Genomic DNA, 22376 nt, shown 5'->3' with positions numbered 1-22376 from the left:
CTCTACCAGCTTTTCCAGGGCGCGCGGCCCTTGGCCCACATATCCTCAAGCTGGTTCTTGTCGCGCAACGTGTCCATCGCGTGCCAGAAACCATCATGTTGGTAGGAGGTGAGTTGCCCCTTTGCCGCAAGCGTCTGCAGAGGCGCCTGCTCCCAGACCGTAGCGTCGCCCTCGATGTAGTCGATCACGGACGGTTCGAGCACGAAGAAGCCGCCATTGATCCAGGCGCCATCGCCGGCGGGTTTTTCCTGGAACTGTTCGACCTTGCCGTCGTCGATGCGAAGCGCGCCGTATCGTCCGGGTGGCTGGATCGCCGTGACGGTTGCTTGCCGTCCTGTCTTCTTATGCACCTTGATCAGCGCATCGATATCGATATCCGATACGCCGTCACCATAGGTGAAACAGAACGTCTCGTCGCGGAGATACGGCGCGACACGCCTCAGCCGTCCGCCAGTCATCGTCGCTTCGCCGGTGTCGACTAGCGTGACCTTCCACGGTTCGGCAAACTTCTCGTGGATCTCCATCTTGTTGTCGCGCATGTCGAACGTCACGTCCGACGTGTGCAGAAAATAGTTCGAAAAATACTCCTTGATCACGTAGCCCTTATAGCCGAGGCACACGATGAATTCGTTGATGCCGTAGTGCGAGTACATTTTCATGATGTGCCAGAGAATCGGCTTGCCGCCGATTTCGATCATGGGTTTGGGCTTCAGATGAGATTCCTCGCTGATGCGAGTTCCCAGGCCGCCCGCCAAAATAACAACTTTCATCCGCCGTCCTGTCCCCGTTCAGCTAGCCTTGTATAGACGTTCAGCCGATCTTTTGCGCTGAAAATATCCGCGTCGACCAGTTTACAATACCTGCTGTGCGCCCTCAATGCTTCGACGTTCTTAAGCTATTGTTATCTGGAGAAAATCTCTCGCCCCTAACCCCAAACCGATTGAGTATCCAATCGGCCGTAAAGATGCAATTTCGGATTGCTCGTCGTGATTGCGGTCAGGCCGCGCGCCCAAGGGGACTAGCTCCGCGCTGTCGGGCCAGCCGATCGGCACTGGGCTCGCGCAGGGAATCGATTTTGATCCTTCAAGATTCTGGCCGCATGGCGTGTGATATATCGATCCCGATCGAGGTGAGCACGTCATCCCAAGCCTGGAGTTGAGCTGCTTTCGTTAACACGCGCTCAACATACTGGCGGCCTAGTGTGTAAGCTCGGGCAGGAGCTTCCTCGCTGCCAATCAATTGATCCAACGCCCCTATCCACTGCGCGGTGTCGCGGCATGCGAGTTGGCTGCTGCCGACCGCCTCGAGCGTGCGTGCATAAGAAGGGTTTTGGAGGCAATGACGGGTAAGCGCGCAACTCCCTGGCTTGGCCGGGTGAGAACGCTCGATATAGCGCGCCGCATCTTTGACCATGTCAAGGTCGTCCCATGGGAGCGGGCGAGTTGGTCAGACACCACTACTCAGGGAGATTTGGCGGTCATTCCGATTGATATGGACAACTGCATCACTGCCGGAAAGCCAGGCAACAAACTGGCTCTTCTTTGTCGCGCCGGCGCGCCGCGAAAGTCGAACAGCGGTTGTCGCTGAAAACCTTTCGAATACCACGCAATCCCACGCACTAGTTGTTTCGGATTGCTGCGCGGGACCGAGAGAATCGATCAAGTCCGTAGACGACCCCGAGTTCGCAACTCGCCCCAACCGGGGCCAAACTCAGAACAGACTCTCCCCTTATAAACGAGGGCAAACAGGGGAGCAGGTCACTTTAGTTAGATGCCACGGACTGCTTGTGCAGCGCGGGTTGCACCAGTTTTGCGCGAATGATACGAGGCTTTCTCGCGGAATGGTCATGATACGTGGGGGAGCTTATATTGGTTGATATCGGGATTTGCCGCAGGTACCCGCTTCTTTTTTGGATCGGCGCGCTGATCATCTTTCTGCAGGCATACCGAGTGCCGGTTATACCGATGCTCCCGGGGCTGGACGAGTCATTTCCTTACATCTTGAACCTCGGGGCTTCCACCGGGGCGCGGTTTGGAACCGATATCATCTATACCTACGGACCGCTCGGATTTCTCCTCGCAATCGAAGACGTCGGCAGCAATTTCACGGTGGGGTACGTCTTCTGGACCATCGTGTATTCAGCTTTTGCGGCGGCAATGAGCTACTTCGTCGTCAGCCGTACACAGGCCTGGAGCGCGATCCTGGGACTTGCCCTCGGCGCAGTTGTATCCGGCTACATCGATATCGAAAGACTGCCGTCGTGCTTCGTCATGCTGCTGTTATTTCTGGGGTATGAAGAACCTCGGTTTAGGACCCCGATCATCGCATGCTGCGGACTGATAGCTGCTGTCGGGCTCTTGATGAAGGTGACGATTGGCGTCAGCTGCCTCGGTGCCATAATCGCAAGCACGCTGGTACCGTTCACCTCAATTCGCCAGATCTCTCGACGCGCCGCTGTCGCAATCATATCAACCGCGGTGAGTTTCTGTGTCGCCTGGATTATCCTCAGTGGATCCGTCGAAGGAATTTCCTCATATTTCTACAACTCACTGCAATTGTCCGCCGGATATACCGCGTCAATGAGCGCCTCTCGAGCAAACGAGAGACTAAGCTTAAGCCTGTTCTTGTCGGCTATGGCGCTGCTCGCGATCTTCGCTGGACTGCTGCCCCGCTGGCGCAACTTGCATGCGCTGGCAACCATAATTCCATTGGTCGCCATCGCCTGGAAACATGGCGTCGTTCGATACGACGCTCACGTTTTCGCGCTCGTTATCATCCTGGCGTTCTCGACGTTCTGCGTCTCGATCTTGCATCTGAGCAAATCGCCAGCCTCGGCGAGTAACACAATAAATGGTTGGTTCACCCTTGCCTTCTACCGACCTACGATCGGCATCCTCGGGGCGACTGCCATCACACTCCTGGCCGCAACAGCACTTGACAATGCTAATCTCAAGTTCACGCCTAGAATTGCTGGCGGGCTGGAGCCGTTGGCTCACCTCCGTCACTATTCGCAGTATCGATTGTACCTCCGGCAGGTCTCAGACTCACAATTGGCGGGTTCTCGGCTCGAGGCCGATACTCTGAATCGCATCGGCAAAAAGACGGTCGACGCATATTCCTATGAACTCAGCCTTGTGGCTGCCAATCCCCAACTGAACTGGCGCCTCAAGCCGGTTTTTCAGCATTTCAATGCCTTTACGGAACATCTCGATAGCCTCAACGCCGATTTTTTGCGGGGTCCAAACGCGCCAAGCTTTCTGATCATGCATCATCCGAGAGACTCGATCGCCGGAGTCGACGACCGTCACCAACTTTTCGATGATCCGATCGCGTTCCTGCAGGTGATGCGACACTATCGAACAGTGTTCGTGGAGAATGACCCTTCAAAACTTCAGGTTGGCTTGCTGGAACGCCTCTCGGACGCGGAGCGAGGTTTTAGCGAGCCGACGCCTTTCAAGTCGGAACTGGCGCGCTGGAACAAAACGATTTATTTGCCTCCGACGCCGACCTCGGCAATTCTGCGGGTCAAGGTTGATCTCACCAAATCTCTTTCCTCGAAACTCAAAGAGGCACTCTTCCGCCTCAGCCCGATACACCTCGTCTACATCCTTTCGGACGGCACCGAGCAAAGATATCGGCTGATGCCGCCGCACCTGATGACCGGCGTCTGGATAGCTCCGCTCTTTGAGAATTATTCCACGCTCTATAAATTCCTCGGTGGCCTCGATTGGGAAGGACCGAAGGTCGTTGCGATCCGCTTCGAGAGCGAGAACCTTAGCGACTACAACGAGCCCTTCTCCGTGTCCTGGGAGAAGATAGACTGCGACGAGGGTACTCCGTGCCAACCGGCGTCTTCGCGATTTGTTTCGACTTTCGCTGATGGGCGGAAAGGTGTCCCATCCCTCATTCGGACCACGATCACCGCGGAAATTCCCACTCCGGCTCACACCATCCGAGCAATTGACGTTCGTCTATCCACCTACGGACAAATCAACAAGGGGCTCTTGACCCTTTCAGTGCTCGACGACAACGGGAACGTTCTGGGCAAGTCACGGTTGAACGCCGCACTTGTGCGCGACAACAACTATGCCATGTTCACCTTCGAACCGATCATTCAAATCAGCGGCGGAAAGACCTTGCTGCAATTGTCCTATGAACCGGTCGGCCAGGGACTGATAGCCGCCTGGAAGAGTTCTGAGACCGCCCAGGACCTCGATTTTCGAGCTTATGGCGATTAAGTGCTTGTGCCGAAAACGATAGGTCCAACCGCATCGATAGGCGGCGCCAAGCCGGTCCGAAGGGCGACTTGCTTACAATCAGGTTAGGCTGCTAGACATCATGGTCTGGGTAACGAGGGGATCCTAATGTCGCTAAGAGAGCCAATAACGCGCCATTTTGGCTATGACATTCCAATCCGCCTGATGAACCTTACCGGAGGGGGCCCTGACACGTTTGAGCCGATGTGCGAATTCCATATGGCCGCTCTCAAAGAGCACACCCCGATCGATCCAGATCATGCTGTTCTAGAGATCGGTTGCGGCATCGGACGGGACGCGATCCCGCTTACAAATGTCCTCAGCGCGAAGGGCAGCTATATCGGCGTTGATATCGTTAAGGATTCGATCCGGTGGTGCAGCGACAACATCACTGTAAGGCATCCAAACTTCAAATTTGTCCATTTCGATATTGGCGACCAGCTTCATAATCCTGGTGGCACGATGAGAACGACCGACGTGAGGCTTCCACCGCCAGATGCCTCCATCGATCGAATTATCCTATGGTCGGTCTTTACGCACATGAGGAAGGTGGATATCGCGCACTATCTGCGCGAATTTGCCCGCGTGTTGAAGCCCACCGGCACCGCCTTTGCGACGTGGTTTATCGTGAACGACGAAATCCTCGCGAAGGCAAGAACGGTCAATCTCACGCCGTTCAATCTTCGTTTCGAGCACGTCCTAGAAGAAGGCTGTTTGATCAACGATCCAAAATCGCCAATGGGCGCCGTCGCCTATATAGACACCGAGATGCAAGCGCTTGTAGCTTCGTCCGGACTGGAGGTCGTTGGTGATGTTCTTCCTGGTCAATGGTCCGGATACTTCGATATTCCAAAGGGAGGGCAAGACGCGACTATTCTACGGCGCAAGCGCTAATCAAGACGCTACGCAGTCATATTGCTCATCGAAGCGGTGCCGACACCGTTTCCGGCACCGCTATTAGAAAACCTTTGTTCCACACTCGTGTGGGTGCTCATTCTCACGGTCCAATTGGAGCTACCCCCCAAAGAGATTCCAACCACGAGCCGGCTGAGAAAAGGCCGGACGGCAACGAAGGAAATGCTGCCGATGCAGCCGGGCGATGTGCCCGCGACCTACGCCGATATCGACGATCTCGCGCGCGACATCGGGTTCAAGCCTGCGACCACGATTGAGGGTGGCATCGAACGATTCGTGAACTGGTATCGCGAATATCGCAAGGTCTGAGCGAGGACTGCCCCCCGTTCACCTGTCCGGGATCCGTCTTAATCAGAAGATCGGGATAGATGGCTCGGGGTTCAGCCGGTTTTCTGCACTTCCGCCTTGATCCGCAAAGGATTTTCTTAATATAGGATGGAGCGGTCAAGGGGCGCATCAGCAGCGACTATGGGGTGCTGTGAACGCGCCAGGGAGGAGAAGCATCCTGCATGAGGACGCCGGAATCAGATGATCCACAACCCTTTATCCATCCGAGCGCCGTGGTCGAGGAGGGGGCGAAGGTCGGCAAGTTCACCAGGGTCTGGTATTTCTCCCACGTCGCGCCAGGTGCGGTGATCGGCGAGAACTGCAGCCTCGGCCAAAACACCTATGTCGAGCGCAATGCCATCGTCGGCAATGCGTGCCGGCTTGGCAATTCGGTCTCGATCTTCTCGCATGTCGAGCTCGAGGATTTCGTGTTCTGTGCGCCGTACATGGTGTTTACCCACATCTCCTTTCCCCGTGCCGCGGTCAACCGCCATGCTGTCTTCAAGAAGACGCTGGTGAAAACTGGCACCACGCTTGGCGCAAACTCCACCGTGGTTCCCGATATTACCTGTGGCGTCGGCACTTTCCTCGCTGCAGGCGCAACGCTGACCAAGAGCTCGAAGGATTGGTCAATGATGGTGGGAACGCCTGCGCGGCAGGTCGGCTGGGTGAGTGCGTTTGGCGAGAAGATCGATCTGCCGCTAAGCGGTCAGGGCGAATGGCGCTGCAAGCATACCGATGACCTCTATGTTCTGAACGGCTCGGAACTGGTACGACACCCTGGCCCTAAGGACATCCTCAAATATGAGCTGGGCCAACGCCTGATCCGCATGGAGGTCCGCTAGGCGTCTCGTCCGTCATCTTGATCAGCTTTGGTCTTTTTCGATTGCAGGAGCGGTTTCACGAACCGCTCCAAATTCTGACCTGAAAACAAGTATCCTTTCAGCCCGGCGGCGCGCGCCGCCTCTAGATCGGTAGGCTTGTCCCCGACAAGAATGCTCCGGTCGATGTCAATCGGGAAGCGCTTCAATAGATCGGTTATCATGCCCGGTGCAGGCTTGCGTCGGTCACTGATCTGACGATAGCGTTCTATCGTAGCTTCAGGATGATATGGGCAATATTCGAACGCATCTATACGGGCTCCGATCTTCGCCAACTCGGCTGCCATCCACTCATGTAACGCGGTCACTTGAGTTTCGTCGTATAGCCCTCTGGCGACGCCCGACTGGTTGGTGATCACAAAGGCGAAGTATCCCGCATCATTGACGGCTTTTACTGCCTCGCGTGCGCCCTCTATCCATTTCAACTTGCCGATCTCGAATACATAGCCGGTATCATCGTTCAGCACTCCGTCACGATCGAAAAAGACTGCTGGTCTTCTTGCGGCCATCCAATTCTGCCTATCGATGCTCAGTGCCTAACGCCAATCAGAGTTTTCTTGCCGATAACTTGTCGCAAGTCCATATTTCCTCGAAGTCTCTATCAACTCCTTTCGTCCGATATCACTTTGCCGTCGTTCGGCAGCGCGCCGGCGCCGACCAGTTCGACATTGCCGCCAAGCTTGGTCACCGTCCGCAAGGTCGCTGCGAGCTCGCTCTGAAAGGCTGTGCTCGCCGCGGCTGTTTCTGCCTTCAGCGTCATCACGTCGGTCTCGCCGGAACGTGTCACGACCAGGCGCAGCCGCCCGAGCTCCGGATGGCGTTTGCCGATCTCGGCGATCTGTTCGGGGCGCACGAACATGCCTTTGACCTTTGTCGTCTGATCGGCGCGCCCCATCCAGCCCTTGATGCGCATATTGGTACGCCCGCACGGGCTTGCCCCGGGCAGGGCCGCGGTAAGGTCGCCAAGTGCGAGGCGGATCCAGGGGTGGTGCGGGTCGAGGGAGGTGACCACCATCTCGCCGACGTCACCCTCCGCCACGGGGGCGCCGGTGCCGGGCCTGACGATCTCGAGGATCAGGTCCTCGTTGACCACCATGCCGTCGCGGGCCTCGGTCTCGAACGCGACCATGCCCAGATCGGCAGTGCCGAATGCCTGATAGGCGTCGATGCCGCGCAACTTGATCTCCTCCTGCAGCGATTTCGGAAAAGCCGCCCCCGACACCAGCGCGCGCTTGATCGAGGAAACATCGCGGCTGGCGCTCTCGGCTGCATCGAGCAGGATCTTCAGGAAATCGGGCGTGCCACTGTAGCCGATCGGCCGGTAGGCCTCGATCAGCTCGAATTGCTGCTCGGTATTCCCGGGGCCCGCCGGGATCACGGCGCAGCCGAGCGCGCGGGCGGAGGTATCGAAGATGAAGCCGCCGGGGGTGAGGTGGTAGCTGAAGGTGTTGAGCACCACGTCGCCCGGACGAAAGCCTGCCGCGAACAGCGCCCGCGCCCCGCGCCAGGCGTCGGCCTGGGCGGCCTCAGGCTCGAAGATCGGTCCCGGTGACGTGAACAGGCGCGCAAACGATCCTGGCGGCCCGGCAACGAGGCCGCCGAAGGGCGGGGCGGCCTTGTGCAGGGCCGGGAGTTCCGACTTGCGCAGCACCGGCAGGCGCGCCAGCGCGGCGCGGCTGGTGATGGTGGCAGGATCGACGCCTTCGAGGCGCTCGGCATAGGCCGGAGCCGCCATGGCCCGCCGCAGGACCTCCGGCAGGCGGGCGAAGAGTTCCGCCTCGCGCTGGGCGGGATCGCGGGTTTCGCGGGCGTCATAGTGATCCGTCATGGGTCATCCTCACGGGTTCGCGCCAATTGCGCTCCGCCTTCGACGTGCTATCAGACGGCTTCCCGCCGAACTGGCGATGCTCCGGGAAATGCAATGGCAGATATGCAGACCGCCGCAGCGAGCGGCCCTTCCGATGCCGATGTCGTCGGCAGGTTGAAGCGTCGCGTCATCGATCACTGTCTGCCGTTGTGGTGCACAGAAGGCTGGGACGATGCGGCAGGGGGCTTCGTCGACCGGCTCGATCCCGACGGCCGCGCCGATCGGCTCGCGCCGCGGCGCATATTCGTTCAGGCCCGGCAGATCTACTGCTACGCCAAAGCCGCGCAGATGGGCTGGTACGCGGAAGGCCGTGAGATCGCTCTGAAGGGGCTCGATCACCTGTTGACGAAGGCGAAGGCGCCGGACGGCCGGCCGGGCTTTGTCCACAGGTTGACGGCCGACGGCGGGGTGCTCGATGCGCGGCGCGACACCTACGACCACGCCTTCGTGCTGCTCGCGCTCGCCACCGTTTACGGGCTTGATCGCGACGCGCAGGTGCGCTCGGAGATCGATGCGCTGCTCGCCTATCTCGATGGGCACCTGCGCTCGCCGAATGGCGGCTTTCTCGAGGGGACGCCGGCGTCCCTGCCGCGGCGGCAAAATCCGCAGATGCATCTGTTCGAGGCGATGATCGCCGTATTCGATGCAACACATGATCTGGCGTTTCAGCAGCGCGCCGGCGAGTTCTTTGCGCTGTTTCTTGCCAATCTCTATGACAAGCAGACCCAGGTGCTCGGCGAATATTTTGAAGACGACTGGTCGAGGATTTCGCCCATCAGCGTCGAACCCGGGCACCTGGCCGAATGGGTCTGGCTGTTGAAGGGTTTTGAGCGCATCACGGGCTGCCCGACGGGACGCTATCGCGGTGAATTGCTGGCGTCGGCGCTGCGCTACCGCGACGAGGCGACCGGTTGCCTCACCGATGAGGGCAATGTTGAGGGCCGTATCCGGCGTCACTCTCGGCGCCTGTGGCCGCAGAGCGAGATCGCAAAGGCCTGGATTGCGCAAGCTGAAGCCGGCGAGGCGGGTGCCGCCGACGAGGCGCGCGCCGCATTGGCGCGCCTTGAGCGGCATTATCTGAGCCACCCTGTTGCGGGCGGCTGGTACGATCAGTTCGACCGCGACGGCAAGTCGCTGGTCGACACCATCCCTGCGTCTTCGTTCTATCATGTTCTTTGCGCGGTTACGGAAGCGGAGCAGGTGCTGCAATAGGCACCCGGCTACGCTCACAGCCACCGCTTCCGCCGCTTGAAGCTCTTGAGGTTCTTGAAACTCTTGCGCTGGTCGCCGGCGCCGCCGAGGTAGAATTCCTTGACGTCCTCGTTGTCGCGCAATTCGTCGGCGGTTCCGTCGAGCACCACCTTGCCCTGTTCCATGATGTAGCCGTGGCTCGCCACCGACAGCGCCGCCCGCGCATTCTGCTCGACCAGGAGGATGGTGACACCGAGGTCGCGGTTGATCTCCTTGATGATGGCGAACACTTCCTTGACCAGCAGCGGCGACAGTCCCATGGACGGCTCGTCCATCAGGATCATCTTCGGGCGCGCCATCAGCGCGCGGCCAATCGCCAGCATCTGCTGTTCGCCGCCGGAGAGATAGCCGGCCAGCCCCGTACGCTCCTTCAGGCGCGGGAAATAGTTGAAGACCATGTCGATGTCGGCATTGACCTCGCCGTCGCTGCGGGTGAAGGCGCCGAGCCGCAAATTCTCCAGCGACGTCATGTCGGCGATGATGCGGCGTCCCTCCATCACCTGAAAGATGCCGCGGCGGACGATCTTGTCGGGATCGATGCCGTTGATGCGCTCGCCGTCGAAGATGATCTCGCCGCGCGTCACCTCGCCGTCTTCGGTCTTGAGCAGCCCCGAGATCGCCTTCAGCGTGGTCGACTTGCCCGCACCGTTGGCCCCCAGCAGCGCTACGATCGAACCCTTGGGCACTTCGAGGCTCAGGCCTCGCAGCACCAGGATGACGTCGTCGTAGACCACCTCGATGTTGTTGACACTGAGGAGGGGCGGCGCGGGGACCGCGCTCGGTGCCGGGTGAGTTGCTTCGACGGTTTGGGTCATCTCGTAATGCCCTCGGATGTCATTGCCGGGCTTGACCCGGCAATCCATCGCTCGAAAAGCGTTGTTTCTTGATGGATGCGCGGGTCAGGCCCGCGCATGACAATTCGTGTGCGTGGGACGGACCGCTCCCTCACCACCCCAGCCATTCCGGCTTGCGTGGCAGTTCGACGGTCTTGACCTTCTCGAGCTTGATCGTGCCTTTGGCCATGAGGTCGTTGAGATCGCCGTCGGTCGAGCCCGTGACCTTGGAGCGGTAGAGATCGACCTTCGTGGTCGGGCGATGATCCTTTTCGGTCCAGGTCGAGGCGTTGCAGACGCCTTCCATGCCTGCCGGCACCCAGTCTTTCTTCTGATAAAAGCCCTTCGCGACGTTCTCACCGGTCGCACCGCCGTTCTTGTTGGCCCACTCGATCGCCTCCTTCATGTAGAGCGCGGAGCAGACGGCTGCGATATAGTGCACGGGACGGTAGATCTTGCCGGAAGGATCCGACATTTTGGAGATTTCCATCACCGTCTTCATGCCGGGCGCATCGCCGCCCCAGCCGACCGCGGTGCGCAGTGGGAAGATCACGCCGTCGGCGGCATCGCCGGCGGTCTTGGCCGCGTTCTCATCCATGCCCCAGACGTTGCCGAGGAACTGTACGTCGGCGCCTGCCGCTTTGCAGGCCTTCAGCACGGAGATGTTGGAGGCCGCCGTATTGCCGAGATAGGCGTAGTTAGCGCCGGAGCTCTTCAGGCTGAGGCATTGCGCCGAGTAGTCGCCGGGGGTGAGCGCGAACACCAGCGGCGGCAGCACCTCGAAGCCGAGCTCGGTGGCCATGGCTTCGCCGGCCGCCTTCGGCGCGTTCGGATAGGGATGGTTGGCGCCCATATGGACGAATTTGGGCTTGCCCGGCTTGCCCTTGGCTTTCCAATCGTCCGCTGCCCACATCAGCATGGCGCGCAGCGAGTCAGAATAGCTCGGACCATAGAAGAAATTATAGGGCGCGGGCTTGGCCTTGCCGCTGGTGCCTTCCGGATCGGTCAACGCTGCCGCATAGGAGCCGGAAATATCGGGGATCTTGTCCTGGGCGAGGAAACCGGTCAGCGCTTCCGTATCGGCGGTGCCCCAGCCCATGATCGCCGCGACCTTGCTGTCGGGCGCCGACCATTTCTTGTAAAGCGCGATCGCGCGCGGCACCTGATAGCCGTAGTCGTTGGTATCGACATTGAGCTTCTTGCCGCCGATGCCGCCGTTCTTGTTGACCCAGGCAAAGGTGTCGGCGACGGCCTGGCCGTAGGGCGTGCCGACGTCCGAGGTGCCGCCGGAATAGTCGGCGAGGTGGCCGATCGCGATCTGGGCCTGCGCGGCCACGGATGCGCCGCCGATCAGCAGCGCCAGCGAAGCCGTGCTCAAAAGAGATCTAATCGTCATGGTCTTTCCTCCTGTTATTCGTTGATGCGTTTGTAAGTCTTTGCCCCGACCTCAATGTGAGAACGGGTAGAGTTTCCAATATGCCTTGATCTGCCGCCAGCGATGCGCAAGCCCGTCCGGCTCGAACATCAGGAACGCGATGATGATCAGCCCGATCGCGATCTCGCGCAGAAACGTGATGTTGTTGTTGAGCTCCAGCGCCCTGTCTATCGCGCTTCCCTTCAATTGCAGGCTGAGCCACTCCATTGCCTCCGGCAGCAGCACCACGAAGGCTGTGCCCATCAGCGTGCCCACCACTGAGCCCGTGCCGCCGATGATGACCATGGCCAGGAACAGCACGGAGCGCTCGATGCCGAAACCTTCCTGCGAGACGACAAGCTGATAGTGCGCATAGAGCGCGCCGGCGATGCCCGCGAAGAATGCGGCAATGCCGAACGACAGCGTTCGGTATTTGGTGAGGTTGATGCCCATGATCTCGGCGGAAAGATAATGGTCGCGGATCGCAATCAACGCGCGTCCATCGCGCGTGCGCATCAAATTGGTGACCAGAAGATAGCTGACGACCACGTAAGCCAGCACGACATAAAAATACTGGCGGTCGCCGCGCAGCGTGTAGCCGAAGATCGAAAATGGCTCGGCGCTCGCCGGCACCGAGCCGCCGGAGAACCATTCGGCGCGGGAGAAGAAATCGAGCAGGATGTATTGTGCGGCGAGCGTCGCGATCGCGAGATAAAGCCCCTTGAGCCGCGCCGCCGGCACGCCGAAGATCAGGCCGACCAGCGCGGTGACGAGACCCGCAAGTGGAATGGCGAAGAATACCGGGATCGGCGCGTTGTTCGAGATATAGGCCGAAGTGAAGGCGCCAAGCAGGAAGAACGCCGCGTGGCCGATCGAGATCTGCCCGGTGAAGCCGACCAGCACGTTGAGGCCGAGTGCCGCAATCGCGAAGATGCCGATCTGGATCGAGATGCTGAGCCAGTAGTTCGCGAAGACGTAAGGCGCGAGGCAGGCCAGCACGATGCCGGCGATCGCGAAATTGCGGCTGGTGATGGTCGGAAAGATCGTGGTGTCGGCCCCGTACGTCGTACGGAAGTCGCCGGAGGGAATCAGGGAACGCGTCGCCATGGTCAGACCCGCTCAATATCCTTGGTGCCGAAGAGGCCGTAGGGCTTGATCATCAGGATGATGATCAAGACGTAGAACGGCGCGATCTCGTAGAGATTACCCCAGTGCAGGTACTGGCTGTCGACATATTGCGCGACATTCTCGAGCAGCCCGATGATGATGCCGCCGAGCACGGCGCCGCCGACCGAATCGAGCCCGCCGAGGATCGCCGCCGGAAATACCTTGATGCCATAGGCGGAGAGACCGGAAGAGACGCCGTTGACGACGGCGACGACGACGCCCGCGACCGCCGACACGGTCGCCGAAATCGCCCAGGCCATCGCGAACACGCTTTTCACGGAAATGCCAAGCGACTGTGCGACCTGCTGGTTGAAGGCGGTGGCCCGCATCGCCAGGCCGTATTTGGAGGCGCGGAAGAACCAGGCCATGCCGATCATCATCGCGATCGAAACCACGAGACTCATCACGTAGACGGTCTGGATCTGGAGGCCGAACAGGTGGACCGATTGGCTCTGGAATACGCGGGGGAACGGCTGCGGGTTGACGCCGAACATCCATTTCAGCGCGGCCTGGAACACCGTGGAGAGCCCGATCGTCACCATGATGACGGAGATGATCGGTTCGCCGATCATTGGCCGCAGGATCACGATCTGAATTGCGATGCCGAAGATGAACATGAACACCAGCGTGAGCGGCATGCCCAGCCAGAACGGCACCTGGTATTTGGCGAGCAGCGCCCAGCACACCCAGGCGCCGATGAGCAGCAGTTCGCCTTGCGCGAAATTCACGACCTGGGTCGCCTTGTAGATCAGCACGAACGACATCGCGACCACGCCGTAAAGCGTACCGACCACGAGGCCGTTGATGAGGAGCTGGAGCAGGAATTGGGTGTTCATGTTGATTGGCGACTAACGAAAGAGGGGAACGCCGCTGCACCCTCTCCCCCTGTGGGAGAGGGTGGCGTCGCGAAGCGACGCCGGGTGAGGGCTCGCCTCCGCATCGGGAGTGCGGGGAGGGAACCCCTCACCCTATGGAGGCCTTGTCTGCTGGCGGAGGGGCCCTCTCCCACAAGGGGAGAGGGCACCACAACTCGCATCGCGCCTTGCTGTTGCAGATAGCTCATTCCGCGGCCTCCGCAGTCGCCGCGCCCACCATGTCCACCACCTTCAGCGTGGTCCGCACGCGCTGGGTGGTGCCATCCTGGAAACGGATCACGGTATCGACCGGAATGTTGGTGTCGCCGCGATAAATCGCGTCGATGATCTGGGCGTATTTCTCGTTGATGACGCCGCGGCGCACTTTCCGGGTGCGGGTCAGTTCGCCGTCGTCGGCGTCGAGTTCCTTGTAGAGCAGCAGGAAGCGGGAGATGCGCTGGGCCGGTGGCAGCGAGGCGTTGACGGTCTCGACTTCCTTCCGCAACAGCGCATAGACCTCGGGACGCGAGGAGAGGTCGCTATAAGTCGTGAACGAGATTCGGCTCTTCTCGGCCCATTTCGAGATGATGGAGTAGCGGATGCAGATCATCGAGGCGAGCGCGTCGCGGCCGGCACCGAGCACCACCGCTTCCGCAATGTAGGGCGAGAACTTCAGCTTGTTCTCGATATACTGCGGCGAGAAGCGATCGCCACGCGAGGTCTCGGCAAGGTCCTTGATGCGGTCGATCACCACGAGCTGGTTGCTATCGTTGAAATAGCCGGCATCGCCGGAGCGCATCCAGCCATCCTGGATGTCTGCCACAGACGCCTCTGGGTTCTTGTAATACCCTAAGAACATGTTGGGGTGGCGCACCACGATCTCGCCGACGCCGTTGACATCAGGGTTGTCGACGCGGATCTCGATCGTCTCGGCCATCGCGATGCCCGTGGTATCGGGATCGACTTCGCCGGGCGGATGCAGCGTATAGGCGCCGAGCAGCTCGGTCTGGCCATAGAGCGTACGCAGCGGCACGCCCATTGCCCGGAAGAATTTGAAGGTGTCGGGGCCGAGCGCGGCGCCGCCGGTGGCCGCCGATCGCAGTCGCGTGAACCCGAGCCGGTCGCGGAGTGCACGGAACAGAAGCTGGTCCGCGACCACCGAGCGCTTGCCTTGCTCGAGCGCCGCAAGCCCGGTTTTCATACCGAGCTCGTAGAGCCTTTGCTTCAACGGCGACGAGTCCATCACGTCGGCGCGCACGTCTGCCGCGATTGCCTCCCATACCCGCGGCGCGAACAGCACGAAGGTCGGCGCGATCTCGCGGAAATCGTGCATCATGGTGTCGGGCTCTTCGACGAAGTTGACCTTCATCCGGCAGAGCAGACCTTTGCCGAGCGCGTAGACCTGCTCCATGATCCAGGGCAGCGGCAGCACCGACACATATTCGTCGTCAGGTCCCTTCGGATCGAAGAAGAGATAGGTCGCGCAGTGCTTGAGCACGCGGCCCGCGGCGAGCATCGCCAGCTTCGGATTGGCTGTCGTGCCTGACGTCGTGCAGAGGATCGCGACGTCTTCGCCTTTGGTGGCATCGACCAGCGTGTCGTAGAGGCCGGGCTCACGCGCCGCGCGCTCGCGGCCGAGGCCGGCGAGCTTGCTTGCCTCCATCAGGCGTGGATCGTCATATTTCCGCATGCCGCGCGGATCGGAATAGATGATGTGCTTCAGGTGCGGCGCGCGGTCGGCCAGCCCCAGCAGCTTGTCGACCTGCTCCTCATCCTCGGCGAATACGAGCTTCGCCTCGCCATAGTTCAGGAGATAAGCCGCCTCCTCATCCAGCACGTCGCGATAAAGCCCAAGACTCATGCCGCCGATTGCGTGGCTGGCGATCTCGGCGGCGACCCAGTCCGGGCGATTGTCGCCGATGATGCCGATGACGTCAGCGCGGCCAAGACCCAGTTCGATCATGCCGAGCGCGAATTCCCGCACGCGGGCCTGGTAGTCGTTCCAGGTGAATTCACGCCACAGACCAAGATCCTTCTCGCGCAGCGCGATCTCGCGGCCATTTTCCCTGGCATTCAGCCGCAGCATCTTGGGAAAGGTGTCGGCCTGTGCGGCGCGCCCGGCGTAATCCATCATGCCGCGCTCTCCCGCGGCAGTGGCACGTCGTCGGGATCGACCAGCGCCTCGTCCTCTTCGCCGAGATAGGCGCGCTTGACGTGGGGATCGGCGAGCACGGTCGCAGAATCGCCCTCGGCGATCTTGCGGCCGAAATCGAGCACCATGACGCGGTGGGAGATGTCCATCACCACGCCCATATCGTGCTCGATCATCACGACGGTCATGCCGAACTCTTCGTTGAGATCGACGATGTAGCGCGTCATGTCCTCCTTCTCTTCGAAGTTCATGCCGGCCATCGGCTCGTCCAGCAGGATCAACTGCGGTTCGAGCGCCATCGCGCGGGCAAGTTCCACGCGCTTGCGCAGGCCGTAGGGAAGCGTGCCGGCGGTTGCCTTGCGCACCGATTGCAGGTCGAGGAAATCGATGATCTCCTCGACCTTGCGGCGATGATCGAGCTCCTCGCGCCGCGCGCCGGTCAGCCAGTACAGCGCTCCGGTGATGAAATTATTCTTCAGCAGGTGATGGCGGCCGACCATGATGTTGTCGAGCACGCTCATGTGGTGGAACAGCGCGAGATTCTGGAAGGTGCGGCCGATGCCGAGCGAGGGCCGGGCGTTCGGATTGAGGCCCGTGATATCCTTGCCACGATAGAAAAGCTGGCCTTCGGTCGGCTTGTAGCGGCCGGAAATGCAGTTGACGATCGAGGTCTTGCCGGCGCCGTTCGGGCCGATGATGGAGAACAATTCGCCGGGCTTGACGCCAAAGCTCACTTCGGTCAGCGCGCGGACGCCACCAAAGCGCAGCGACACCCCGCGCACCTCCAACGTGTAATCCACCTATTCCCTCCAGAAGCGGCGCTTCACGCGCTCTTTGTCTCTTGTTGCAAAGACAGCGATAATCTTACATCGGCCGTTCCGGCTAAGCCATCCGACTAATGGTGCCTCGTTCCGCTTGCGAACGCGACCGCTCATGCGCGGTAACGCCGCACCCGGCACCTTGCCCGTTCGTGCTTCCACGCGTGTCGTGCAGATGACATTGCGCCGGTGGCCCTCCATAGGGCAAAGCGGTACGGTGAAATGTCTTGTGCCCGACAATTGGCCGGCAAATTTCGTTCGGCCTGCGTGTTGTTGCGGTGCAGCATGGCGAGACGGACGACAGTCAACGAGATCATGATTGCTGCCGATTACCTGAAGCGCATCGCGGCCTGGTCGCGTGAGCTGGACGACCGCGAGATCGAGGTCGCGCGCAGCGGCATCACCGAGAAATCCTATGGCGCCAATAAATTCATCTTCATGCGCGGCGACCGTTTTGACTACTGGACCGGCGTGGTCACGGGGCTGGCGCGGATGGGCATCGTCTCCCGCGGCGGCAAGGCCGCAAGCTTCGCCGGACTGACTGCCGGCGCCTGGTTCGGCGAGGGGTCGGTGCTGAAGAACGAAGCGCGGCGTTACGACGTGGTGGCGCTGCGCGACACGCGGCTGGCCATGATGGACCGCAAGACCTTCGTCTGGCTGTTCGAGAACAGTGTGGCGTTCAACCGTTTCCTGGTGGCGCAGCTCAACGAGCGGCTTGGCCAGTTCATTGCGCTCCTGGAATATGGCCGTACCCTGGATGCGACCGCGCGGCTGGCGCGATCCATCGCCTCCCTGTTCAACCCAATTCTCTACCCCGAGCTGTCGCGCCATCTCGAGATCACGCAGGAGGAAATCGGGGCGCTTTCCGGCATCTCGCGGCAGAATGCGAACCAGTGCCTGAAGCGGCTGGAGAAGGAGGGCCTCCTGCGGCTGGAATATGGCGGCGTGACCATTGTCGACCTCGAACGTCTCCGCCACTACGGCGAATAGTCCAGCCGGCCCGGCGCCGTGTCTGCCCGAAAGCTCGAGGCTAACGGCCTGATTCCAAATGGTTATGGCATTAGACTTCGCGGAGGACGGATGCTACAGACCGGGCCATTCGCAACCCGGCGCAGTTCCGTGCCCTCGGAGAGGATATGGCGGTTCAGGACTCCAAGCGACGTGTCGCGCTGATCACGGGCGCCACCGGTCAGGACGGCGCTTACCTCGCTGAATATCTGCTCGGCCTTGGCTACACCGTCCATGGCATCAAGCGTCGCTCGTCGTCGTTCAATACGGCGCGCGTCGATCATCTCTATCAGGATCCCCATGTCGGCAACGTGCCGTTCCTGCTGCATTATGGCGATATGACGGACTCGACCAACCTGATCCGGCTGATGCAGCAGATCAGGCCGACCGAGATCTATAACCTCGCCGCGCAAAGCCATGTCGGGGTCAGTTTCGAAAGCCCGGAATATACGGCGAATGCCGATGCCATCGGCGTGCTGCGCCTCTTGGAGGCGATCCGCATCCTCGGCATGGAGAAGGAGACGCGGTTCTATCAGGCCTCCACATCGGAGCTTTACGGCCTGGTCCAGGAAGTGCCGCAGAAAGAAACCACGCCATTCTATCCGCGTTCGCCTTATGGCGTGGCAAAGCTTTACGGCTACTGGATCACGGTGAACTACCGCGAGGCCTACGGCATGTATGCTTCGAACGGCATCCTGTTCAACCATGAGAGCCCGATTCGCGGCGAGACCTTCGTCACCCGCAAGATCACCCGCGGCGTCACCCGCATCGAGGTCGGACTCGAGGAGACGCTCTATCTCGGCAATCTCGAGGCCAAGCGCGACTGGGGTCATGCGCGGGATTATGTCGAGGGCATGCACAGTATCCTGCAGGCGGATGCGCCTGACGATTTCGTGCTGGCGACTGGCGAGACGCGCTCGGTGCGCGAATTCGTGGAACTTGCGTTTGCCGAAGTCGGGCGCGGAATCGAGTGGCGCGGGAAGGGCGTTGACGAGATCGGGGTCGACACAAAATCCGGCAAGACCGTGGTCCGTATCGACCCGACTTATTTCCGGCCGACCGAGGTCGACCTCTTGATCGGCGACGCCAGCAAGGCGCGCGAGAAGCTCGGCTGGAAGCCGAAGACCAGCTTTGCCCAGCTCGTGAAGGAGATGGTGGCGAGCGACCTCGCCGAGGCCAGGCAGGAGGCCGCCAATGGCAAGCAAGCCGTTTGAGCTGAAAGGCAAGACGGTCTTTGTCGCCGGCCATCGCGGCATGGTCGGCTCGTCGCTGGTGCGACGGCTTGCACAGGAGGATGTCGAGCTTCTGACGGCGCCGCGCGGCGAGGTCGATCTGCGCGACCAGGCCGCGGTCAACCGGTGGTTTGCCGCCAGGCGGCCGCAGGCGGTGTTCCTGGCGGCGGCGAAAGTCGGTGGCATCGCCGCCAACGACCTGCTGCGCGCCGAGTTCCTCTACGACAATCTGGCGATCGCAACCAACGTGATCCACGCGGCTCACGTCAACGGAACCGAGAAGCTGATGTTCTTCGGCTCCTCCTGCATCTATCCTCGCCTGGCGCCACAGCCGCTGCGCGAGGACTCGGTGCTGACCGGGCCGCTGGAGCCGACCAACGAGCCCTACGCGATTGCCAAGATCGCGGGCATCAAGATGACGGAAACCTATCGTAGCCAGTACGGCGCGGATTTCATCAGCGTGATGCCGACCAATCTTTATGGTCGCGGTGATAATTATCACCCCGAATACAGCCACGTCGTCGCGGCCTTGATCCGCCGTTTCCATGAGGCGAAAGCGTCCGGGACGAAGAATGTCGTGGTCTGGGGCACCGGCACGCCGCGGCGCGAATTCCTCTATGTCGACGATCTCGCTGACGCCTGCATCCACCTGATGAAGGTCTATTCCGACAGCGGCCTGGTCAATATCGGCACCGGCAAGGACATCACGATCGCGGAATTCGCCCGCGTCGTCGCGGCCGCGGTCGGCTATAACGGCGAGATCAGCTATGACACCTCGCGGCCCGACGGCACGCCGCGCAAATTGCTCGACGTCAGCCGGCTGGCCGCACTTGGCTGGCAAGCGAAGACATCGCTAGAAGACGGCATCGGGCTCGCCTATCAGGGTTATCTCAGCGAAAGCCAGCAGGCCGCGGAATAGCACCCAGCCCTACCACTCGTCATTGCGAGCGCAGCGAAGCAATCCATGCCTCCACAAGTGGCGAGATGGATTGCTTCGCTGCGCTCGCAATGACGCGGAGAGTGAATTATTTCGTCCCCATCCGCGGCGGCTGCTTCGCCAGTGCCACCGCCATCGCCGAGATCAGCGGCTTCATGAAGTAAGCGTCGTTCGCCGGCGCGATATCGGTGCGCAGGCCGTGTGAGGCGAGCTCGCCGGAGACCGCCGGCCCCACTGAGGCGATCGAGGTTCGGTCAAGGCCCTGACGCAGCCTGTCCTCATAGCCGCGCGCCTGCGCGGCTTCGAACAGCCGGCGCACCTGGCCCAGGTTGGTCAGCGCGATCGCATCGATCCGGCCCTCCGCCATCTCGTCGATGGCGACGACGATGTTGGCGTCGGCCGCCTTGGGATCGTAGACATAGGGCAGCACGGTATCGACCTCCGCGCCCTGGGCTTCGATCGCGCCGATCAACGCGCCGTGATCCTTGTCCGGATAGAGCTGGAGGCCGAGGCGATGGCCCTTCAGATCGATCCGGGACAGCATCTCGATGACGCCCTCCGAGGTCGGTTTCTCCGTCGTCACCTGCGGCTCGAGCCCGATTTCGCGCAACGCACGGCCGGGCTTTGGGCCACGGGCGAATTTGCGGGCCTTGGTCAGCGCTGCAATGAACTCCTGCTCGACGCCGACGCGGCGCACGACCTTCATCAAGCGCCGCAGGCCCTCGCCGGTCATCAGCACCAGATCGTCGAAGGGGTTTTCGATACAACGCTTGATCCAGGCCTCGATCGGCGCCGGATCCGGCGCATCGTGGATCGCGAACATCGGACATTGCAGCACGTCGGCGCCCTGTTCGGCGAGCAGGCGGGAGAATTGCGCCTCCTCGCGCGTCTCCAGGATCAGGATGCGGTAGCCGTTCAGCCGGTCAGCCATGATGTGCCTCTCGTAGAGTTTAATTTGGCCCCTGCCGCGGGATTGGCGCAAGGGCGACGGCGGTGGTAGAGCAGGGCCCGCAAATCAGCCGTTCCTGCGGCAGCCCAAGCCTTAGTCAATCAAGCCGTCATCGGCCAAGTCTCGATCCATCGCCATGTCCGACCCCCAATTTGTCCTGACTCTGTCCTGCCCCGACCGTCCCGGTATCGTCTCGGCGGTCTCGACCTTTCTCGCGCATAATGGTCAGAACATCCTGGACGCCCAGCAGTTCGACGATATCGAAACCAAGAAATTCTTCATGCGGGTGGTGTTCACCGCCGCCGACCTCGCGGTCGAATTGTCGGCGCTGCAGACCGGCTTTACCGCAATCGCCGAGCGTTTCGGCATGGTTTGGCAGATGCGCGACCGCGCAAGTCGCCGCCGTGTGATGCTGCTAGTCTCCAAATCCGATCACTGCCTGGTCGATATCCTCTATCGCTGGCGCACCGGCGAATTGCAGATGATCCCGACCGCGATCGTCTCCAACCATCCGCGCGAGACCTACAGCCATCTCGATTTCGGTGAAATCCCGTTCCACTACCTGCCTGTGACCAGGGAGACCAAACGCGAGCAGGAAGCCGCGCTCTGGAAGCTCGCCGAGGACACGAGCGCCGACCTCGTCGTGCTCGCACGCTACATGCAGATCCTGTCGGACGAGCTGTCGGCCAAGCTCGCGGGCCGTTGCATGAATATCCACCATTCGTTCCTGCCGGGCTTCAAGGGCGCGCGCCCCTACCACCAGGCCCATGAGCGCGGCGTCAAATTGATCGGCGCCACTGCCCATTACGTCACCGGTGACCTCGACGAAGGGCCGATCATCGACCAGGACGTCGAGCGCATCAGCCACCGCGATACGCCCGACGACCTCGTCCGCAAGGGCCGGGATATCGAGCGCCGGGTGCTGGCCCGCGCGATCCGCTACCATCTCGAGGACCGCGTGATCCCCAACGGACGCAAGACGGTGGTGTTCGTCGACTGAGCGGAGTGGCGCTCGCCCGTCCTCAATGAGCGGTGTCCTGCGAGGTCGGTGCCGGCTTGTTATCGTCGCCGCGCTCGGCAGCCGGCATCATCCGCTTGCGTTCCCGCTCGCGCATGAATTCGTCATATTTGGCGGTGCCGGGCCGGGGTGGGGCGTCCGCGGGCAGCCCGCCCGCCCAGGCCGGAATGAGGTCCGCCGTGCCGGCAGACAGCTTCTCGTTGACGGTACCGCATCCGCCCAAGGCACAGCCTGTCAGAGCTAGGGCGAAGAGGGTTGCGAGAGGGCGGGCGCTGGTTGGCATCGCAATGCAGGGTGTCGTGGGCTTGAAGATTTGGACCGAACTGCGCCAACCGTTGGCGCGGGTCAGCGGACCCTAGTTTCGAAATGGTAAGATAGCCTTATCAGGTCTTGTTGGAGGTATTATAGAACCTTAAGCTATCGGCAGCTCCTGGCGGTCATTGCGCCGGCACCATCCTTACGTTGGCTTGACAAACCGGTGCCGGACAACGCCTTTC

Annotated in this window: 20 protein-coding genes and 1 pseudogene; 9 read left to right on the top strand and 12 right to left on the bottom strand. The window is 61.0% G+C overall.

What is annotated here, in order from left to right; all coding sequences use genetic code 11:
* Positions 1-2: 2 nt before the first annotated feature.
* Both rfbF and OZ411_RS09030 read right to left on the bottom strand, forming a co-directional pair.
* The gene (gene rfbF / locus OZ411_RS09035; RefSeq protein ID WP_130578651.1) at positions 3-770 is read right to left on the bottom strand and encodes a glucose-1-phosphate cytidylyltransferase; all 768 of its coding nucleotides are present in this window, start codon (positions 768-770) and stop codon (positions 3-5) included.
* A gap of 313 nt (positions 771-1083) precedes the next feature.
* Positions 1084-1413, bottom strand: a complete 330-nt coding sequence (locus OZ411_RS09030) for a hypothetical protein (RefSeq protein WP_282527656.1) — start codon at positions 1411-1413, stop codon at positions 1084-1086.
* A gap of 455 nt (positions 1414-1868) precedes the next feature.
* Here OZ411_RS09030 and OZ411_RS09025 point away from each other — a divergent pair, with 455 nt between their 5' ends.
* The 4 genes and pseudogenes from OZ411_RS09025 to OZ411_RS09010 all read left to right on the top strand — a co-directional run bounded on the left by OZ411_RS09025 (position 1869) and on the right by OZ411_RS09010 (position 6343).
* A complete protein-coding gene (locus OZ411_RS09025) occupies positions 1869-4238 on the top strand; it encodes a hypothetical protein (protein ID WP_130578652.1) in 2370 nt (789 codons plus the stop codon).
* Between the two features lie 126 nt (positions 4239-4364).
* Complete coding sequence (locus OZ411_RS09020) at positions 4365-5150, top strand: class I SAM-dependent methyltransferase (RefSeq protein ID WP_282527655.1); 786 nt, start codon at positions 4365-4367, stop codon at positions 5148-5150.
* A 162-nt stretch (positions 5151-5312) separates the two neighbouring features.
* A pseudogene (locus OZ411_RS09015) lies at positions 5313-5480 on the top strand (UDP-glucuronate 5-epimerase); the annotation flags it as partial.
* Between the two features lie 200 nt (positions 5481-5680).
* Positions 5681-6343, top strand: coding sequence for an N-acetyltransferase (locus tag OZ411_RS09010; RefSeq protein ID WP_282527654.1), 663 nt, complete (start codon positions 5681-5683; stop codon positions 6341-6343).
* Here the strand turns inward: OZ411_RS09010 and OZ411_RS09005 are convergent.
* Both OZ411_RS09005 and OZ411_RS09000 read right to left on the bottom strand, forming a co-directional pair.
* Entirely contained in the window at positions 6340-6888 is a 549-nt protein-coding gene (locus OZ411_RS09005; protein ID WP_282527653.1) for an HAD family hydrolase, read from the bottom strand. The genes OZ411_RS09010 and OZ411_RS09005 overlap by 4 nt on opposite strands.
* 92 nt (positions 6889-6980) lie before the next feature.
* Positions 6981-8207 carry an AMP-binding protein gene (locus OZ411_RS09000; RefSeq protein WP_282527652.1) on the bottom strand — a complete coding sequence of 409 codons (1227 nt, stop codon included), beginning with the start codon at positions 8205-8207 and terminating at the stop codon, positions 6981-6983.
* A 93-nt stretch (positions 8208-8300) separates the two neighbouring features.
* On the opposite strand from OZ411_RS09000, the gene OZ411_RS08995 reads away from it, so the two are divergent.
* Positions 8301-9458 (top strand): AGE family epimerase/isomerase, encoded by a 1158-nt coding sequence (locus tag OZ411_RS08995; protein WP_282527651.1) that lies wholly within the window; start codon positions 8301-8303, stop codon positions 9456-9458.
* Positions 9459-9472: 14 nt separating this feature from the next.
* On the opposite strand, the gene OZ411_RS08990 is transcribed toward OZ411_RS08995, so the two are convergent.
* The 6 genes from OZ411_RS08990 to OZ411_RS08965 all read right to left on the bottom strand — a co-directional run bounded on the left by OZ411_RS08990 (position 9473) and on the right by OZ411_RS08965 (position 16717).
* Positions 9473-10312: an ABC transporter ATP-binding protein gene (locus OZ411_RS08990; RefSeq protein ID WP_165421098.1), complete on the bottom strand. Its 840-nt coding sequence runs from the start codon at positions 10310-10312 to the stop codon at positions 9473-9475.
* A gap of 130 nt (positions 10313-10442) precedes the next feature.
* Positions 10443-11726, bottom strand: coding sequence for an ABC transporter substrate-binding protein (locus OZ411_RS08985; protein WP_282527650.1), 1284 nt, complete (start codon positions 11724-11726; stop codon positions 10443-10445).
* 51 nt (positions 11727-11777) lie between these two features.
* Positions 11778-12851: a branched-chain amino acid ABC transporter permease gene (locus OZ411_RS08980; protein WP_282527649.1), complete on the bottom strand. Its 1074-nt coding sequence runs from the start codon at positions 12849-12851 to the stop codon at positions 11778-11780.
* Between the two features lie 2 nt (positions 12852-12853).
* Entirely contained in the window at positions 12854-13747 is an 894-nt protein-coding gene (locus OZ411_RS08975) for a branched-chain amino acid ABC transporter permease (protein WP_282527648.1), read from the bottom strand.
* Positions 13748-13970: 223 nt separating this feature from the next.
* The gene (locus OZ411_RS08970) at positions 13971-15899 is read right to left on the bottom strand and encodes a long-chain fatty acid--CoA ligase (protein WP_282527647.1); all 1929 of its coding nucleotides are present in this window, start codon (positions 15897-15899) and stop codon (positions 13971-13973) included.
* Complete coding sequence (locus OZ411_RS08965) at positions 15896-16717, bottom strand: ABC transporter ATP-binding protein (protein ID WP_282527646.1); 822 nt, start codon at positions 16715-16717, stop codon at positions 15896-15898. The genes OZ411_RS08970 and OZ411_RS08965 overlap by 4 nt, the downstream gene beginning before the upstream one ends.
* 333 nt (positions 16718-17050) lie before the next feature.
* On the opposite strand from OZ411_RS08965, the gene OZ411_RS08960 reads away from it, so the two are divergent.
* The 3 genes from OZ411_RS08960 (at position 17051) to OZ411_RS08950 (ending at position 19894) form a co-directional block, all read left to right on the top strand.
* Entirely contained in the window at positions 17051-17725 is a 675-nt protein-coding gene (locus OZ411_RS08960; RefSeq protein WP_282527732.1) for a Crp/Fnr family transcriptional regulator, read from the top strand.
* A gap of 146 nt (positions 17726-17871) precedes the next feature.
* Positions 17872-18957, top strand: coding sequence for a GDP-mannose 4,6-dehydratase (gene gmd, locus OZ411_RS08955; RefSeq protein WP_282527645.1), 1086 nt, complete (start codon positions 17872-17874; stop codon positions 18955-18957).
* Positions 18938-19894 (top strand): GDP-L-fucose synthase, encoded by a 957-nt coding sequence (locus OZ411_RS08950; RefSeq protein WP_282527644.1) that lies wholly within the window; start codon positions 18938-18940, stop codon positions 19892-19894. The genes gmd and OZ411_RS08950 overlap by 20 nt, the downstream gene beginning before the upstream one ends.
* 106 nt (positions 19895-20000) lie before the next feature.
* On the opposite strand, the gene OZ411_RS08945 is transcribed toward OZ411_RS08950, so the two are convergent.
* Positions 20001-20843, bottom strand: a complete 843-nt coding sequence (locus OZ411_RS08945; protein WP_282527643.1) for a uroporphyrinogen-III synthase — start codon at positions 20841-20843, stop codon at positions 20001-20003.
* A gap of 154 nt (positions 20844-20997) precedes the next feature.
* Here OZ411_RS08945 and purU point away from each other — a divergent pair, with 154 nt between their 5' ends.
* Entirely contained in the window at positions 20998-21861 is an 864-nt protein-coding gene (gene purU, locus OZ411_RS08940) for a formyltetrahydrofolate deformylase (protein WP_130578667.1), read from the top strand.
* A 22-nt stretch (positions 21862-21883) separates the two neighbouring features.
* On the opposite strand, the gene OZ411_RS08935 is transcribed toward purU, so the two are convergent.
* The gene (locus OZ411_RS08935) at positions 21884-22162 is read right to left on the bottom strand and encodes a hypothetical protein (RefSeq protein ID WP_282527642.1); all 279 of its coding nucleotides are present in this window, start codon (positions 22160-22162) and stop codon (positions 21884-21886) included.
* Positions 22163-22376 lie beyond the last annotated feature (214 nt).

The sequence above is a fragment of the Bradyrhizobium sp. Arg237L genome, from assembly GCF_029990105.1.
Taxonomy (GTDB): domain Bacteria; phylum Pseudomonadota; class Alphaproteobacteria; order Rhizobiales; family Xanthobacteraceae; genus Bradyrhizobium.
The sequence above is the reverse complement of the archived record's forward strand: the minus strand, read 5'-3'. Positions and strand labels throughout refer to the sequence as shown.